Annotated in this window: 19 protein-coding genes and 3 pseudogenes; 12 read left to right on the top strand and 10 right to left on the bottom strand. The window is 67.5% G+C overall.

Translation table 11 applies throughout. From position 1 onward, the window contains the following. On the top strand, positions 1 to 341 hold a 341-nt coding region (locus tag FRW57_RS23110; RefSeq protein WP_203230266.1), incomplete at its 5' end, for a hypothetical protein. Between the two features lie 61 nt (positions 342 to 402). Here the strand turns inward: FRW57_RS23110 and FRW57_RS08775 are convergent. Beyond that, a complete protein-coding gene (locus tag FRW57_RS08775) occupies positions 403 to 1,557 on the bottom strand; it encodes a sigma-70 family RNA polymerase sigma factor (protein WP_152185817.1) in 1,155 nt (384 codons plus the stop codon). Between FRW57_RS08775 and FRW57_RS08770 the strand changes: the two genes are divergently transcribed. The 4 genes from FRW57_RS08770 (at position 1,556) to FRW57_RS08755 (ending at position 3,875) form a co-directional block, all read left to right on the top strand. After that, entirely contained in the window at positions 1,556 to 2,128 is a 573-nt protein-coding gene (locus tag FRW57_RS08770) for a dihydrofolate reductase family protein (RefSeq protein ID WP_152185816.1), read from the top strand. The genes FRW57_RS08775 and FRW57_RS08770 overlap by 2 nt on opposite strands. Positions 2,129 to 2,249: 121 nt before the next feature. Then, on the top strand, positions 2,250 to 2,396 hold the full coding sequence (locus FRW57_RS23105; protein WP_162308275.1) for a hypothetical protein: 147 nt from the start codon (positions 2,250 to 2,252) through the stop codon (positions 2,394 to 2,396). A gap of 230 nt (positions 2,397 to 2,626) precedes the next feature. Next, complete coding sequence (locus tag FRW57_RS08760; protein ID WP_202911712.1) at positions 2,627 to 3,025, top strand: nuclear transport factor 2 family protein; 399 nt, start codon at positions 2,627 to 2,629, stop codon at positions 3,023 to 3,025. 7 nt (positions 3,026 to 3,032) lie between these two features. Continuing rightward, positions 3,033 to 3,875 (top strand): alpha/beta fold hydrolase, encoded by an 843-nt coding sequence (locus FRW57_RS08755; protein ID WP_137123375.1) that lies wholly within the window; start codon positions 3,033 to 3,035, stop codon positions 3,873 to 3,875. Between the two features lie 321 nt (positions 3,876 to 4,196). On the opposite strand, the gene FRW57_RS08750 is transcribed toward FRW57_RS08755, so the two are convergent. Together FRW57_RS08750 and FRW57_RS25035 are read right to left on the bottom strand one after the other, a co-directional pair. Then, positions 4,197 to 4,631 carry a VOC family protein gene (locus FRW57_RS08750; protein ID WP_137123376.1) on the bottom strand — a complete coding sequence of 145 codons (435 nt, stop codon included), beginning with the start codon at positions 4,629 to 4,631 and terminating at the stop codon, positions 4,197 to 4,199. 304 nt (positions 4,632 to 4,935) lie between these two features. Beyond that, a pseudogene (locus FRW57_RS25035) lies at positions 4,936 to 5,771 on the bottom strand (SDR family oxidoreductase). Between the two features lie 203 nt (positions 5,772 to 5,974). Between FRW57_RS25035 and FRW57_RS08740 the strand changes: the two are divergent. Together FRW57_RS08740 and FRW57_RS08735 are read left to right on the top strand one after the other, a co-directional pair. Beyond that, the gene (locus FRW57_RS08740) at positions 5,975 to 6,847 is read left to right on the top strand and encodes a DUF427 domain-containing protein (protein WP_152185815.1); all 873 of its coding nucleotides are present in this window, start codon (positions 5,975 to 5,977) and stop codon (positions 6,845 to 6,847) included. Positions 6,848 to 7,035: 188 nt separating this feature from the next. Next, a complete protein-coding gene (locus tag FRW57_RS08735) occupies positions 7,036 to 7,575 on the top strand; it encodes a DUF1697 domain-containing protein (protein ID WP_137123379.1) in 540 nt (179 codons plus the stop codon). Positions 7,576 to 7,789: 214 nt separating this feature from the next. On the opposite strand, the gene pepE is transcribed toward FRW57_RS08735, so the two are convergent. Next, positions 7,790 to 8,518 (bottom strand): dipeptidase PepE, encoded by a 729-nt coding sequence (gene pepE / locus FRW57_RS08730; RefSeq protein ID WP_137123380.1) that lies wholly within the window; start codon positions 8,516 to 8,518, stop codon positions 7,790 to 7,792. Between the two features lie 167 nt (positions 8,519 to 8,685). Between pepE and FRW57_RS25030 the strand changes: the two are divergent. Continuing rightward, positions 8,686 to 8,955: pseudogene (locus FRW57_RS25030) on the top strand (SRPBCC domain-containing protein); the annotation flags it as partial. A gap of 152 nt (positions 8,956 to 9,107) precedes the next feature. On the opposite strand, the gene FRW57_RS08720 reads toward FRW57_RS25030, so the two are convergent. From FRW57_RS08720 to FRW57_RS24765, 3 genes are all read right to left on the bottom strand, one after another. Beyond that, positions 9,108 to 9,500 carry a VOC family protein gene (locus tag FRW57_RS08720; protein WP_152185813.1) on the bottom strand — a complete coding sequence of 131 codons (393 nt, stop codon included), beginning with the start codon at positions 9,498 to 9,500 and terminating at the stop codon, positions 9,108 to 9,110. Further along, entirely contained in the window at positions 9,466 to 9,777 is a 312-nt protein-coding gene (locus FRW57_RS08715; RefSeq protein ID WP_203230265.1) for an ArsR/SmtB family transcription factor, read from the bottom strand. Before FRW57_RS08715 ends, FRW57_RS08720 begins: the two co-directional genes overlap by 35 nt. A 128-nt stretch (positions 9,778 to 9,905) precedes the next feature. Further along, entirely contained in the window at positions 9,906 to 10,031 is a 126-nt protein-coding gene (locus tag FRW57_RS24765) for a hypothetical protein (protein WP_275263125.1), read from the bottom strand. Between the two features lie 252 nt (positions 10,032 to 10,283). On the opposite strand from FRW57_RS24765, the gene FRW57_RS08710 reads away from it, so the two are divergent. Next, on the top strand, positions 10,284 to 10,694 hold the full coding sequence (locus FRW57_RS08710; protein WP_152185811.1) for a MarR family winged helix-turn-helix transcriptional regulator: 411 nt from the start codon (positions 10,284 to 10,286) through the stop codon (positions 10,692 to 10,694). A 73-nt stretch (positions 10,695 to 10,767) separates the two neighbouring features. Here FRW57_RS08710 and FRW57_RS08705 read toward each other — a convergent pair. After that, a pseudogene (locus FRW57_RS08705) lies at positions 10,768 to 11,103 on the bottom strand (TSUP family transporter); the annotation flags it as partial. Positions 11,104 to 11,368: 265 nt separating this feature from the next. Continuing rightward, on the bottom strand, positions 11,369 to 11,716 hold the full coding sequence (locus tag FRW57_RS23995; protein WP_202911727.1) for a hypothetical protein: 348 nt from the start codon (positions 11,714 to 11,716) through the stop codon (positions 11,369 to 11,371). Positions 11,717 to 12,169: 453 nt separating this feature from the next. Here FRW57_RS23995 and FRW57_RS08695 point away from each other — a divergent pair, with 453 nt between their 5' ends. Genes FRW57_RS08695 through FRW57_RS08685 form a run of 3 tightly spaced genes read left to right on the top strand, consistent with a single transcriptional unit; the run spans position 12,170 to position 13,217 of the window. Further along, positions 12,170 to 12,568 carry a DUF302 domain-containing protein gene (locus FRW57_RS08695; protein ID WP_137123504.1) on the top strand — a complete coding sequence of 133 codons (399 nt, stop codon included), beginning with the start codon at positions 12,170 to 12,172 and terminating at the stop codon, positions 12,566 to 12,568. 4 nt (positions 12,569 to 12,572) lie between these two features. Then, complete coding sequence (locus FRW57_RS08690) at positions 12,573 to 12,839, top strand: metal-sensitive transcriptional regulator (protein ID WP_137123503.1); 267 nt, start codon at positions 12,573 to 12,575, stop codon at positions 12,837 to 12,839. A gap of 9 nt (positions 12,840 to 12,848) precedes the next feature. Then, positions 12,849 to 13,217, top strand: coding sequence for a nuclear transport factor 2 family protein (locus FRW57_RS08685; RefSeq protein WP_137123502.1), 369 nt, complete (start codon positions 12,849 to 12,851; stop codon positions 13,215 to 13,217). Here the strand turns inward: FRW57_RS08685 and FRW57_RS08680 are convergent. Next, the coding region (locus tag FRW57_RS08680; RefSeq protein WP_152185810.1) for a YbfB/YjiJ family MFS transporter at positions 13,135 to 14,139 on the bottom strand (1,005 nt) is incomplete at its 5' end. The genes FRW57_RS08685 and FRW57_RS08680 overlap by 83 nt on opposite strands.

The following is a 14,139-nucleotide window of genomic DNA, read 5'->3' as shown; positions in this document are numbered from 1 at the left end:
CGCGGCCGCGCGCCGGGTGCTGCCCGCCACGCTCGCCGACCGCCTGCAGGCCAGGCCGCGCGAACGGGTTCTCGACACTGGCCGCCAACGGCGCCAATGGGATACGCCAGGCGGGCCGCTTCGACGAGCCAGAACAGTGGCGATTCGACTGGGAGCAGTTCTGCACCCGCGACGAATACCTGGACGGGCCGCCCACCGGGGGCTTCTACACGCGGCTCCCACCGGACAAGATCGAACAACTACTTGCTGACACCGGCGCCGCGATCGACGCCGCGGGAGGAAGAGTCACGGTGCGCTACACCACAACCGTGGTCACCGCCACGCGAACCGCCACCACCTGACAGGACGCTCGCTGACCGTCTGGCAACGTCGCCGCATGGCGACTCTGTACCGGTGCAGTTCTCACCCAGGCCAGGTCTCCGGTAGACCAAAGGATGGGAACGTCTCCGGCTCGAATCGAGTCAGCGCGGTGATCTGGTCGCGCGCCAGCCCCAGGACGATCAGACCGCTGCCGGATCGAGGTCGGTTGGGGAGTGATGCGTAGAGTCCGAACGCCGGCTGCCCGTTGGCCCGGGTCGGCACGAGGGCGAAGCTCCTGCCCGTAACGGCCGTTCGGAGGAAGCGAGTCGCGGCCTCGCGGCCGAGGTATTCCTGCGGCATCGGCGGCATCGACACGAACACATCGTCGGACAACAACGCGACGAGCGCCTCGACGTCGGAGGCTTCGTAGGCAACCACGAACCGTTCGAGAAGTGCCTGTTCGGCTCGCGATCCAGCGGCGGGAGGGCTGTCTGTGCGTGAAGGACGGCGCTGCGCAAGCGTTGCTCGGGCCCGCTTGACGGCGCTGGCGACTGACTCGACGGTTGTGTCGAGCATCGCCGCCACCTCGGTGCCCGGAAAGCCCAGGACGTCACGCAGCACCAGCACGGCTGTTTGGCGCGGCGGCAGCAACTGCAGCGCTGTGATAAAGGCCAACGAGATCGACTCACGCTGCTCGTAGCGTGCCTCTGGTTGCAGGGGGACGTCGAACGCGCCCTCGAGAAGCACGTCCGGCAGCGCCTCGAGCCAGGGCACCTCGCCGTATCGGGTCGGCTCGGGCGGGTCGAAAGCCGTGACATCCCAGTTCCTGGCCGGTCGCCGCTTCGCGGCACGAAGCGCGTTCAGGCAGCGATTGGTGGCGATCCGATAGAGCCAGGTACGGATCGACGCCCGTTTCTCGTAACCCGACAGCCCACGCCAAGCGGCCAGGAGCGTCTCCTGAAGGACGTCCTCGGCGTCGTCGACCGAGCCGAGCATCCGGTAGCAGTGCACGTGCAACTCGCGCCGATGCGGCTCGATGAGAGCACGGAACGCGTCCTCGTCACCGGCCAGCGCCCGTGTGATCAGATCTGCCAACAGGTCCTCCTCCTGCGTCGCCGCTGTCACAGGTACTGACACCGCGCGGGCCGCCGACGTGGCGGTCCACCGCCGACCAATCTGCCGGATCGGTGGTGTCTGCACTACCGGAGCACGGGAAATACCGAAACCTGTGTGGACTACCTGAGGAGAACAGATCATGGGCATGCTCGTCCTGAGTGAGAACGTCTGCCTGGACGGTGGCGTCCAGGACCCCATCGGCGAAGATGGCTCGGACCGCGGCGGCTGGTTCACGCAAGTGACGCCTGAGGACTACGAGGCCTGGGCCGAGGTCGAGTATGACGAGGCGCTCGGCGCGGACGCCTTGTTGCTCGGCCGGAGGACCGACCACTTCTTCGCCGGTGCCGGCTGGAACACCCGCGGGGGCGCGTGGGCAGAGCGACTGCGCGAGATGCCGAAGTACGTCATCTCCTCCACCCTGGACACGCCGGAGTGGATCGGCGGGACCATCCTCCGCGGCGAGGTTGCCAGAGAGGTGACCCGACTCAAGGAACGATATGAACGCGACATCGTCGTGTACGGCAGCGCTCAACTGACGCGCACCTTGATCGACCACCACCTGGCCGACCAGGTCCGGCTCACGCTGCACCCCTACATCCTCGGCGGCGGCGAGCACCTCCTGGACGGACTGGCCGCTCGGGCATCCCTGCGCTTGGTCAGTACCCAGCCGATCGGAACCAACCTTGTGCACCTAATCTACGACATCAGCTAGCGCAGACTCCCGTCTGACCGGCATCCGCCTGGATTCCGAACCCCGATGAACGTGGGCATATCGACACATCAGGACGCGATCGGGATCGCATTGTGCCGCAAGTGGATCCGCCTGCGGGGTCATGCACGACGCCGCCCAGGAGGCACTGCGGACCGTCGCAGAGCTCAACACCGGGTACCGCTCGCCCGAGGAGGTGCAGGCCTTGCTGGGTCGGCTCACGGGCAATCCGGTCGATGAGTCGGTCACCGTTGTCAGGGTGCTGCCGTAGCCGATGAGCGTGCCGTCTCCGACAGTGATGCCGCCGGTGTCCTGGAAGCGACACTCCTCGGACCCACTCTCACGAATCCGCTGGACTTGTGACCCATCGCCCGATCGCGCGTCTCCACCGATGAGAACTAGGTGGTGGGTCCGTCTAACCAAGCGACGACTTATCTTCACACCGCTCTGGGGCACCGTGCCGACGGAGACGAGATCAACCCAATCAAGAAGGAGACCGCGATGCTGAAGCCCACTGACATGAGTCAGACAACCGTCCAGGTCATCGACCGCTTCAACCGGGCGTTCCAGGAACGGGACGCCACCCTCCTCGCAGACATCATCGCCCCAGACTGTGTCATGGAGAGCGTCCAGCCCGCCCCCAACGGCACCCGCTACGAGGGCTATGACGCCTCGCTCAGCTCGTGGAAGGCGCTCATAGAGGACCGCACCAGCCACTTCGAGGTGGAGGACATCAACACCGGCGATGAGTGGGCACTCATCCGCTGGCGGTACATATGGGGTCCCGGCCCCGACGACTCGGTCTGTGGCGTGAACGTCATGCGGGTCGTCGACGGCAAGATCGTCGAGGCTGCCGGCTACTCAAAGACCGCGCCGACTGTCGCCGCCCTGAAGAGCTGACCGACCGATGACCACCATCGACGCCAATCAGGTCACCTTGGGCATGGAGTCCTTCGGTGACGACGACGCACCACTCATCTTGCTCGCGGGCGGCACGACGATGCTCTCCTGGCCGGACGCGCTTTGCGAGCGCCTCGCTGCCGGCGGGCGTCGCGTGGTCCGCTACGACCTGCGTGATAGCGGTGAGTCGACGACGGCGGACCCGGGAGCGCCCGCCTACACCCTGCGCGACCTCGCTGCCGACGCGGCGGCCCTTGTCGACGCGCTCGGCGGTGGGCCTGCGCACCTCGGAGGGATTGGAGTCGGCGGGATGGTCGCCCAGACCGCGGCGCTCGACCACCCCGGCGCGTTCTCGGCGCTCACCTTGGTCGGCACCCGCGCGGTCGCGCCGGGCAAGTGCGACGCTGACCTGCCCGACCACGACAAGTCGACGATGAAGCGCCTCTTCACGCGCCCGATGCCCGACTGGTCCGACCGCGAGGCCGTGGCGGACTTCGCCACTGGCCGCGCGGAGATCCTCGGCGACGACCCCGTCGCCGCACGCGCGATCGCCGCGCGCATCTGGGACCGCACACCAAGTACCGCGCCCCCGGCCCAGGTAGCCAACCAGCTCGGCACGGTCTTCGCCAAGCTCAACTGCAAACCCCGCTGGCGCGAACGCCTGCCCGAGATCGAGGTCTCGACGCTCGTCGTCCACGGCCGCCGGGACCCGTTCTTCCCGGTCGGCAACGGCCTGGCCATCGCGCGCGAGATTTCAGGCGCACGGCTGCTCGTCCTCGAGAAGGCTGCCACTGCGATCCCCGACTCTGCGGCCGGCGAGCTCGCCGAGGCAATGCTCACGCTGGGGTAGAGGACGGCGCGTGCCGCGCGGGTAGGGCTTCAGCAGCAACGGGCGTCGGAGGCTAGAGTTCGGCGGGCCGCAAACAGGGGAGCGGTCTACAACAGGGCGGGCGCCAGCTCGCGGAACTGCGCGCGCGGGAACTGCTCCGGCGCGGCCGTGAATACCTGCACGCAGACCGTGTCGCAGGCTCATCGCCTGGAGCGATGACAGCGCACCGAGCACGAGCGATTGCGCGAATGCGAGAACGCGGTCGAGGCTCCGGTCAACTCGCTGGTGCCGCGCAGCGTCGCCGGAAGCGGGTTCCTGATTGCGGCGGTTCGTCGAGCGCTCCTAGCGCCAACCGGTGCCTTCGAGGCCTAATTCCTCGGGAGCCACGTCGCGTAGGGTCTGGGTGAACTGCCAGCGGTGCCCGGCCAGGTCCTCCACCGTGGACTCCCGTTCGCCGTACTCATACTCGGTCGGCTCCTGCAGTACTCGCGCGCCGCAGGAGCGGGCACGCTCGAACTGGGCGTCCACGTCCTCAACGCGCACCTTGATGATGTGGGTCGTGGCGTGTGCCTGCGGCGGTTGCTGTTCGCCTCTGACGTCGGCGACGATCATCGCGCCATCGAGCCCGATCTGCATCTGTGACCGGTGTGCCTCACCTACGCGGACGCGTTCGACGAAGCCGAAGACATCGGTGAGCCAGGTCACCGCGGCACGAACGTCGGGATACACCAGCACGGGGATGACCGTCGCGGTTGGAACCGAGCGATTGTTGATCACTCAGGCAACCTACGCCAGCGCCGCGGCCCGTAACAGCGCTCGATCGACAAGCCCGCTAACCGATCGGCTACCGGTCAGGTGGCTTACGGCTTCTTGAAGTCATCGTGGTCGCCGACGCGTCGCCACCGGCAGCGCAACTCATTATCAACGGACATCGGCAGGCAGCGCGATCGTGCCGCGGCCCTGGACGCCGAGGCAGCGGTTCTCAGTCGGTGGGGTCATCGGCCAGGTCCATGCTGCTAAGCGCGGCAAGGCAGCAGAGCTTCGAGTACCGATGGGGCAGCCCCATGGTTTGTGCGTCGGATCAGAGGATGGGACGGCCGCCGGTCACCGCGACTCGTGCGCCGGAGACGTAGCTGGCCTCGTCGGAGGCGAGCAGCACGTACACCGGTGCGAGCTCCGCCGGCTGGCCGGGGCGTCCCAGGGGTGTGTCCTCACCGAAGCTCTCGACCTTCTCCTTGGGCATGGTCGAGGGGATCAGCGGTGTCCATATGGGGCCGGGGGCGACGCTGTTCGCGCGGATACCCTTGGGGCCCAGCAGTTGCGCGAGGCTGGCGGTCATGTTGGCGATGGCGGCCTTCGTCGCCGCGTAGGGCATCAACGTCGGGCTCGGCGTGTCGGAGTTGACCGACGACGACCCGATGATGGATGAGCCTGGGCGCATGTGCGGCACGGCCGCCTTCACCAAATGGAACAGCGCGCTGAGGTTCGTGGCCATCGTGTGGTCCCACTCCTCGTCGGGAATCTTTCGACCGACTCGCGGGACATCTGGTAGGCCGCGTTGCTCACGAGGACGTCGATCCGGCCCCACTCCTGCACGGCGCGCTCGACCACGTTGCGGCACTGCTGGGCGTCCGCGAGGTCACCGCGGACCAAGACGGCCTTGCGACCAGCGTCCTCGACCCACTTCCTGGTGTCCTCGGCATCGGTGTCCTCGCTGAGGTAGGAGATCAGCACGTCAGCGCCTTCGCGTGCATACGCGATGGCGACGGCCTTGCCGATACCGCTGTCGGCGCCGGTGATCACGGCTACCTTTCCCTCGAGGCGACCGGATCCGCGGTAGCTCTCCTCGCCGTGATCCGGCTTGTTCTTCATCGCCTCTTCGGTGGCGGGAGGTTGCTGGACGGGTTCGTGGGGCATGGCTTCTCCTTGAGGATGCCGTGGCGGGTGGTCGCACCGGTAGTACCCGCCCGCGAGGCGATCATGTGCCATAGGCAGAGGGCATTGGGACGACCGCGAGGTCGCTCTGCACGTGGGCCGGGGTCCGCGGTGGTTGCGTGCTGGGCAGCGGCGCCAACGATGGTGCTCTTGCCTTGGTGTCCGGGAGGCCGGAGGCTGGGGTCATGGCACTGAAGATGCGTGGGTACCTGATGGGCGCTTTGCCGCAATTGCGCTTCGAGCCGACGGCGCGCAGGGTGCGGGTCCGCTACGGCGAGGAGCTGTTGGTGGACACCCAGGTGGCGCTGCTGGTGTGGGAGCCGCGCCGACTCGTCCCGGTGTACGCCGTTCCGGAGGGGGCGTTGCAGGCCCGACTGGTTCCAAGCGGGGCGCCGGTGCGAGAGGCACCAGGTGGGCTGCCTCCGGTGCTCGGCCCGGAGGACTTCGCGACTCACAGCTGCCCGGGGCAGCCACTGGATGTGCAGGTGGGCGAAAAGCAGCTGCTCCAGGCGGCCTTTCGCCCGTCGGATGAGGCGCTGGTGGGCTATGTGCTGCTGGACTTCCCCCGCTTCTCCTGGCTGGAGGAGGCGCAGGTGGCGGTTGGGCACCCGCATGACCCGTTCAAGCGGATCGACACATTGCGCTCGGACCGGCACGTGCAGGTCCTCTTCGACGGCGTCGTGCTCGCCGACACGCGGCGGGCGGTGGCTTTGTTGGAAACACACCTACCGACGCGGTGGTACCTGCCGCGCGCGGACGTGCGGATGGAGCTGTTGGAGCCGAGCGAGCACCGGAGCACGTGTGCTTACAAGGGGCACGCGTCGTACTTTTCGATCGGCGGGGCAGGCGCGCCTGGGGAGGCGATCGGGTGGACCTATCCGGATCCCCTGCAGGACGCGGAGCCGGTTCGGGACATGATCTGCTTCTTCAACGAGCGCACCGACCTAGTGATCGATGGCGTGCCGGCTGCCAGGCCGGTCACGCCGTGGTCCACTCCCGAGGAGCAGCAGCGCCAGTTCGCACAGGCGGCATCCTCCGGTGACCTCGAGTTCGGCTGACGCGGGCCGCCGTGGTGCTGGCCGAAGGATCGCGTCGTAGTCGGCGGCTTGTGGTTTGGGCCGTTTGACCGCGAAGATGCGGATCGGGTCGTGCGGGTTTTCCTGGCTCCACAGCCCGACCCCGAGAGACCCGCCAGCAGGTCAAGGACGGGGGCCCTCATGCCCTCTGTCTCGTCGTACGGTGGAGCATGATTGAGTCGGTCGCCTTCTTCCGTAACCTCAATCTGGCTCAGGGGCTGAGCCCAACTCGTCCGCAACTGATCGACGCCTTCGCCACCGCAGGCGCGAGCGTGGCGCTTTCCTTCCAGACCAACGGCACCGTGCTGTTCACGGCGAGGCGACCCGGGCAGGCCGCCCGGGATGTCGTCACCGTCTTGACCCCTGCGTGTGGCTACGCCGACAAGGTCATCGTCCGCAGTGCCCGGTGGGTCACCGAGCTATCGGAACGCCTCATCAGGGGCGGGTTCGCGGAGGCGAACGCTGAGGTCTCGCTCTTCGACGGGCCAGCCACCTTTCCCGAGCCAGTGCCTTGGACCCCTGGCTCCGGAAGGGTCAGTGTGGTCGAAGCGGATGGTCAGCACGCGGTCTCGGTGAACGAGCGTCCCCGGACGAGCTATGCCACGCCCGCCCTGGAACGGCTGTTGGCAGTTCCCGTCACCTCGCGCGGCGCAGGCACCATGATCCGACTTGCGTACAAGATCCAGCTCGAGAAGGACAACGTCCCGTAGTACTGACCGATCAGTGGTGACGCTTTCGTTCCGACCGGGCTCGGCCCCCAGCGGTGGCTGAGCTGCTCCTCCGGGTATCGAGGAGCACTTCGGCGGATGGCATCGCGTTTTCGGCCGTGAGCAGACGATCGCGGTCGGCGTGCTGCGAGCTTTCCTACCGGCCGTCCGACCCAGCCGCGGTCACACCGCGGGTGGGTCGGGACCGGCGTGCGGGTCAGCCGACCGGGTTGTCGAAGTGCCCCGCCACGGAGAGGAGGTGGCTCAGGTCCGTTCCGACCCTCAGGTCGGTGGGCGCGGAACCGCGGCGAAACAGCCGCCCTCCGGCGACACCACCGAGAGTTGCCTGCTTTCCCTCGACCTGTACCCACGAGCCTTCATGGAGTCCGAGGACCGGCACGTCGTTGTCCTCAAGGAACTCCGAGAGGCGCTTGTCCCGGCTCTCCCCGAAGTGACCTGCCATCACCTCGTCCGCTGGGTAGTGCGGGTTGACCTGAAACGGCACGAGGCCCAGCGCCTCGAAGGTCGGCGGCTGGGCAATGGGCATGTCATTGGTTGTGCGGATCGAGGGACAGGCCACGTTCGTCCCCGCGCTCGACCCGACATAGGGTCGACCGGAGTGGACAAGTCCGCGGATCGGTTCGACCAAGTCGTATTGGTACAACGCGGTCAGCAGCCTGAAGGCGTTTCCCCCACCGACGAAGACGGCATCCGCGGCGTCGACGACCGATCGCGGCCGCGTGCCCCGATGCACGCCGACCAGTTCGACGCACAGTGGAGCCAAGGCGGCGGCCACCAGCTCGGTGTGCTGGTCCGTCAAGTGCTGGGCGTACGGGACGAACGCGACTCGGTCGCCGGGCCTCAGCATCCGGTGCAAGGTCGGCACCGCGTGCGCCAGGTAGCCGCGACCCGGCACTACACCGTTCGACAAGAGCAACAGACGCACGGCGGCATTCTTCCACCCAGATAACCGCTGTCGCCGACCTCCACCGTCGCGAGATCCTCGATGCGCTGATCGCGGGCGAGCGCTCGGTGGGGCTTGTCACGTCCCGGGCGGATGGCCGCCGCCTGTACCGCCTCTAACCCGAACAGCTGCGGCCCGTGCGGGACTGGATGACGTTCGCACCGTTCGAGGACACGATGACCGTGTGTGAGATCGAGCTTCGCGTCGGTGGGACCTACCACATCGTGTTCGTGACAAGCGACGGCACCGAGTGTTCATTCCGGGGCACCTATCTGCAGATCGAGCGACCGTCCCGGCTCGTCGACACATGGCTATTCGAAGGGTGGCCCGACGCGGGGGACGTCGAGACCGTCGATCTGCACGAGACGGATGGAGTCACGACGGCGCGGATGAACCTCGCTTTCCGCGACCAGACCGGGCGGGACCGCATGACCCGGACCGACGGCCAGGAAACAGTTGGGGCAAGATGGAGGACTACCTCAGGTCGCTTCTGGTGCGACAGGCGCGCTTTGACCTTTGCGGTCCACACCGAAGGGTCGCCGCTCCGGATCGGCGATTCGGCGGCCAGGGATCACGGCGTTGTTTGCTGGGCGATCTGGATGAGATTGCCGCAGGTGTCGTCCAGTACGGCGGTGGTCACGGGGCCCATGGCTGTGGGTTCCTGGGTGAAGCGGACACCAAGGCCACGCAGCCGCTCGTACTCGCTGGCCACGTCGTCGACACCGAACGACGCCAGCGGGATGCCGTCCTCGGCGAGTGCGGCCTTGTAGGACTTTGCCGCGGGGTGCTCGTCGGGCTCGAGCAGGAGCTCGACGCCATCGGGTACCTCCGGCGAGACGACCGTCAGCCAGCGATGCTCGCCGACCGAGACATCGGTCTTCTTCTGGAAGCCCAGCACGTCGGTGTAGAAGGACAGAGCCTTCGCCTGGTCATCGACCAGGACACTGGTCACGGTGATCTTCACGGTCCTCCGAGAGTTGAAGCCAGCGACCGGCGAGCCGCTGGAGCGGTCGCCGGTCGAGGTGATGGAACTTGTATCGGCCCTCGCGTCGTGTGGTGACCAGCCCGGCGTCCTCCAGAACGTCGAGATGCTGCGAGACCGCCTGCCGGGACGACGCGAGATCGTGCTTGCTGATCAGCCGCGCGCAGAGCTCGAACAGGGTCTGCTCGTCGCGCTCCGCGAGTTCGTCGAGAATGGCTCGTCTGGTGGGATCCGCCAGGGCCTTGTAGACGTCTCCCACGCCGAGAACCATAGGCAAGGAGCTGCTTGCATGTCAACCTCTCGACGCACCGCCCGGTGCTTCGCGAGCGGATCCCGCTGCGGTGCTACCGCCGCTGCGGGCCGGCCGCGGCGCCATGCAGGCAGGGCTTATGCCGGCTCGAACACGGCGGCCGCGGCATCATGTTGCGGGGCTGTGAGCTGTGCGGCGATTGCGGCCCCGTCGAGCCAGACCTGCTCGCGGCTGATGGCGTCGAAGTCCCAGACGTGGAGCATCCGGAATGTCACCCTGCGGCCGTTGCCGGGGATGCCAACGAATGCGCCTTTGACGACGGCGGTGGCTTGGGCTCGTCCACGCAGAAGTCCTCGCCGTACTGTTCGCGCGTCGGGGTCATCAGCTCGGTGGCCAAGTCAGCAGTGAGCTGGTCGTAGAAGCCCTGTGCGGCCGTCGGGCCGTGCAAAGGCCCGGTCGGCGATCCGATGACGTCGTGTTCGACGTCATCGGTGTAGAGGCTGACCGCCGCAGCGGTGTCGCCGGCGATCTCGGCGGGCGATGTGCTGCTCGATCAGTTCCTTCATCCGCGGCTTGTGGCCGCCGGCTTCGAGGACCTGCGGCCAGTTCACATGCCAATCCTGCGTGACATGCTCGTGTCGAACCTGCGTCCTTCAGAGCTCGGCGCCCGGCTGGGGCTCAGCAAGCAGGCTGTCAACGATCTCGTACGCGAGCTCGAGTCCAAGGAGTACATCGCGCTCGAGCCCGACCCCGACGACGGCCGCGCCAAGCGCATCGTCGCCACCGAACGTGGCTGGCAGGCCAGCGAAACGGCGCAGGCGAGCAGCAATGCAGTCGGACGCCGCTGGGCCGAACTGGTCGGCGAGGAGCGCTACGCGGTGTTCGAGGAGGTACTCCGAGCCATTGTGGCGGTCCGCCCCCTGTAGTCCCGTCGCCCGACCACCGCGGTAGGCGACCGCTGCCGAGGGCCAGACTGCTCGTGTCGGCCGGGCGCCAACTTCAGCTATACCAGTGCTGCTGCGCTGCGTGCAGTGGTGTAGAGCGAGACGGCCACCAGGAGCAGGGCGAATGCGACGTGCCGCTGTTGAGAGCGATGGCGAGCCGATGGGCTCGGCGGAGCATCAGCACCGCGACAAACAGGATCAGGGCGGCAAAGGCGAGCAGGAGCAGGTGCGGGGGAACCAAGCTGGACAGGGTCGAGCCGACGCAGGACCCGGCGATGCCGAGGACGCCGAAGGCCAATCCCTGGCCTACGCGCACCCGGGCCGCCCGTGCGTGCGGCACCAGTGCGATGAGCGAGGGGCTCCCGACGATGAGCAGGGAGCTGGTCGTGGCCGTGTGCGGGTCCTGTCCCGATCAGCCACATGCGGTCATCGGCCCAGGAGCCGACCGAGCAGACTTCGGCCGGGCTCCTTGGGGTGGCCCGGGCAACGATCGGCGGCGGCAACACCGCGCAGCACTTGATCGACGTGCTGGCCGCATCCGGCCCAGGTCGTCTTGCCGCAGGTGCGGCAGGTGATGGCACGACACATGGTTTTCTCCTCCTGGAGGGTGTTGGGATTTCTCTGGGTCAGGGTGGGCGAACGGCGGAGGTCAGCCGTCAGCTGGCGGTGTGCTCGTCGTTGCGCCCCACGTCCAGCACGGTCACCGGCCGGTGGTGGCGCACCTGCGCGAGGTCGGCGAACGGGGCGCGCGGATGGCTGGCCCGTGGCTCATCGGTCCAGTCCCGCGGCGAGCCGAAGGCCGCTCCCTGCAACTGGTCAATGCCGATGCGCACCAGCTCCCCTTGAGCCTCGGCCACCCGCTCGGGCGAGGCGCCCAGCGGCGTGACCGGCGTGCCCCATGGGATCAACCAGCCCAGGTAAGTGGCGAACTCTCCGTCCACCCCGATGTTGAACGACCCCCGGACGTGCCCATCGGCGAACGCGATGCGAGTGCGCAGGTCCACGACCCACTCTCCCTGCCCGAGCCGCCCGGGCGAACGACAACTCATCAGCCCGGTTCACGCGGTATGCCGCACCGGTCACCTCCGCGAGCGCCAACCCCCCGGTCAGGTAGTCGTTGTGGATGTGCGTCTCGAACACATGCAAGATCCGCACCCCGGTGCGGGCAGCGGCATCCAGGACCCGGTCGATGTCCCGCTGCGGGTCGACCTCGACGGCGACCTCTCCGTCGTGCGCCAAATAGCTGCGGTCACCCAACGTGGGTGTCTCGATGGTGATGATCTCGGGGGTGCTCATGGTCCTCCAACCTCAGGACAGATACCCCATGGGGTATCTGTGTCAATGCCAACAGTACGGGCTTGGTCTCCATTCCTCCACTCACATCGAGGCGCAAGGACATACCCCGGGGCGTATGATGAGTTTGCGATTCCCGATCACCGAGTCATGAGGAGGTCCCGATGTCCTACGCCCTGTCGACCACGCTGGACGCGCCGCACGAGAAAGTCCTGGCACAGACCCGGGTGGCACTGGCCGAGCAGGGCTTCGGCGTGCTGACGGAAATCGACGTGGCGGCCACCTTGAAGACCAGGCTCGATGTCGACGTGCCGCCTCAGGTGATCCTCGGCGCCTGCCGACCGGCGCTGGCGCATCAGGCGCTGGAGGCTGACCCGTCGGTCGGCGTGCTGCTCCCGTGCAACGTCGTGGTCCGCTCCCTGGGCGCGCAGCAAACCGTCGTGGAGGCACTCAACCCGGGCGTGATGATGCAGGTCACGGACAACCCCTCTCTCGGAGCAGTGGCCGAGGAGGCGCACCAGCGGCTCGATGCTGCGCTGGCCTCGCTACAGCCGCAGGAGTAACACCATGGTCACGCTCAACACGGACGACATGAAACCGGTCCTCAATCGCCTCCGCCGCGCCCAAGGTCAACTCGGCGGCGTCATCCGCCTGATCGAGGAAGGCCGCGACTGCAAGGACGTCGTCACCCAGCTTGCCGCGGTCAACCGTGCCCTCGACCGCGCGGGGTTTGCCATCGTGTCCTCCGGAATGCGCCAATGCCTCAGTGCTCCGGAGGGCGTCAACGCGGAGGACCAGCAAACCATGGAGAAGCTCTTTCTCACACTGTCTTAAGGAGAGACAATGCCGAAGCCCGACAACGACCCGTCGTCGATTGTGCAGGCCTACCACGAGGCTTGGACGAGCGGCGACGTCGACCTGGCTCTGACCTACGTCTCCGACGCACTGCGCTGCTTCGCGCCCGACGAGAATGTGACCACGAAGGACGACTGGCGACGTTACCTCACCGGCTTTGTGCCGATGCTGACCGGTGCCCCCGAGCACGCCCGGATGGTGGACGCGAACCGTGTCGCCCTTTGGTACTTTCCGCAGACGGCCATCACGGCGACGACCCATGCCAGCGAACTCTTCACTGTCGAGGAAGGCCACATCGTCGAGATCCGGCTCGTGTTCGACCGGATGAGTTATGTCCCGCGGGAGCAACAGGATTGAAGGCGCGACCCGCTACCTGTGTCACCTTGCCGTAGCAAGCCCCCGCAGGGGGATGGTCACTTGGACGATGCGGCAGGGTGTCGCCAACACCGCGTTGTCGGGACGCCAGTGCCGCGCCCGCAGCGAGAGTGGCGGCGGCGGTGATCAGTGCGCTGTCGAGGGTGGCGGTGGCGTCGGCGAGTAGCCCCGTCAGGGCAGGGCTCGCGGCTTGACCGCAGCCAAATAGCACGGTGGCAAGGGTGATCCCGAGAGTCCACGCGGGCTCCGGGAGCACGGCACGGATGAGTTGGGTGACGGCGGTGATGACGGCCAGGAACGTGGCCCCGAACACGACGGCGGAGGCGAGCATGCCGACCGCGTTGGGAGCAAGGACCGGTAGCACGGCGCCGAGGGCAGTGATGGCCAGCAGCAGGGCTACCGGTGCACCGGCGTGGGTGCGCTCGATCAGCGGCTGCCAGAGCCACCCGGAGCCGGTCGCGGCAAGTCCCAAGACCGCCCAGAAGATGGTGATCGCCAACGGCCCCGCGCCGGTGCCGCGGTAGGCCGCGACGATGAAGCTCATGTAGGGCACGTAGCCGAGGCCGAACAGCGCGAATGCGGCCAGCACCCACCGCAGTGTCCGCGCATGCCGACAGGCGGAGAACCCCGTGGCGACCACGCTGGGTTCAGCGACGGCGCGGAGGTCGCGGGTCGCTCTGACGACCGCTGGCAGGTAGGTCAGGGCGACCGCGCCCATGATGAGCCAGCCCAGCTGCCACCCGCGAGGGTGGGAGAGCACCAGCGGGGCCAGCAACGCCGAGACCACGATGCCGGGGCCGACGCCGGCGAAGTACGCCCCGAGCACCAAGCCGGGGGCTCGGCTGGCGCGGGCCAGGTGAGCGGCGAAGGCGGCACCGGCGACGAACAGCACCGCGCCCGCGGC

It is taken from the genome of Segeticoccus rhizosphaerae (assembly GCF_009192725.1).
Classification (GTDB): Bacteria; Actinomycetota; Actinomycetes; order Actinomycetales; family Dermatophilaceae; genus Segeticoccus; species Segeticoccus rhizosphaerae.
Note: the sequence above shows the minus strand (reverse complement) of the source record. Positions and strands in the feature narration are given on the sequence as shown.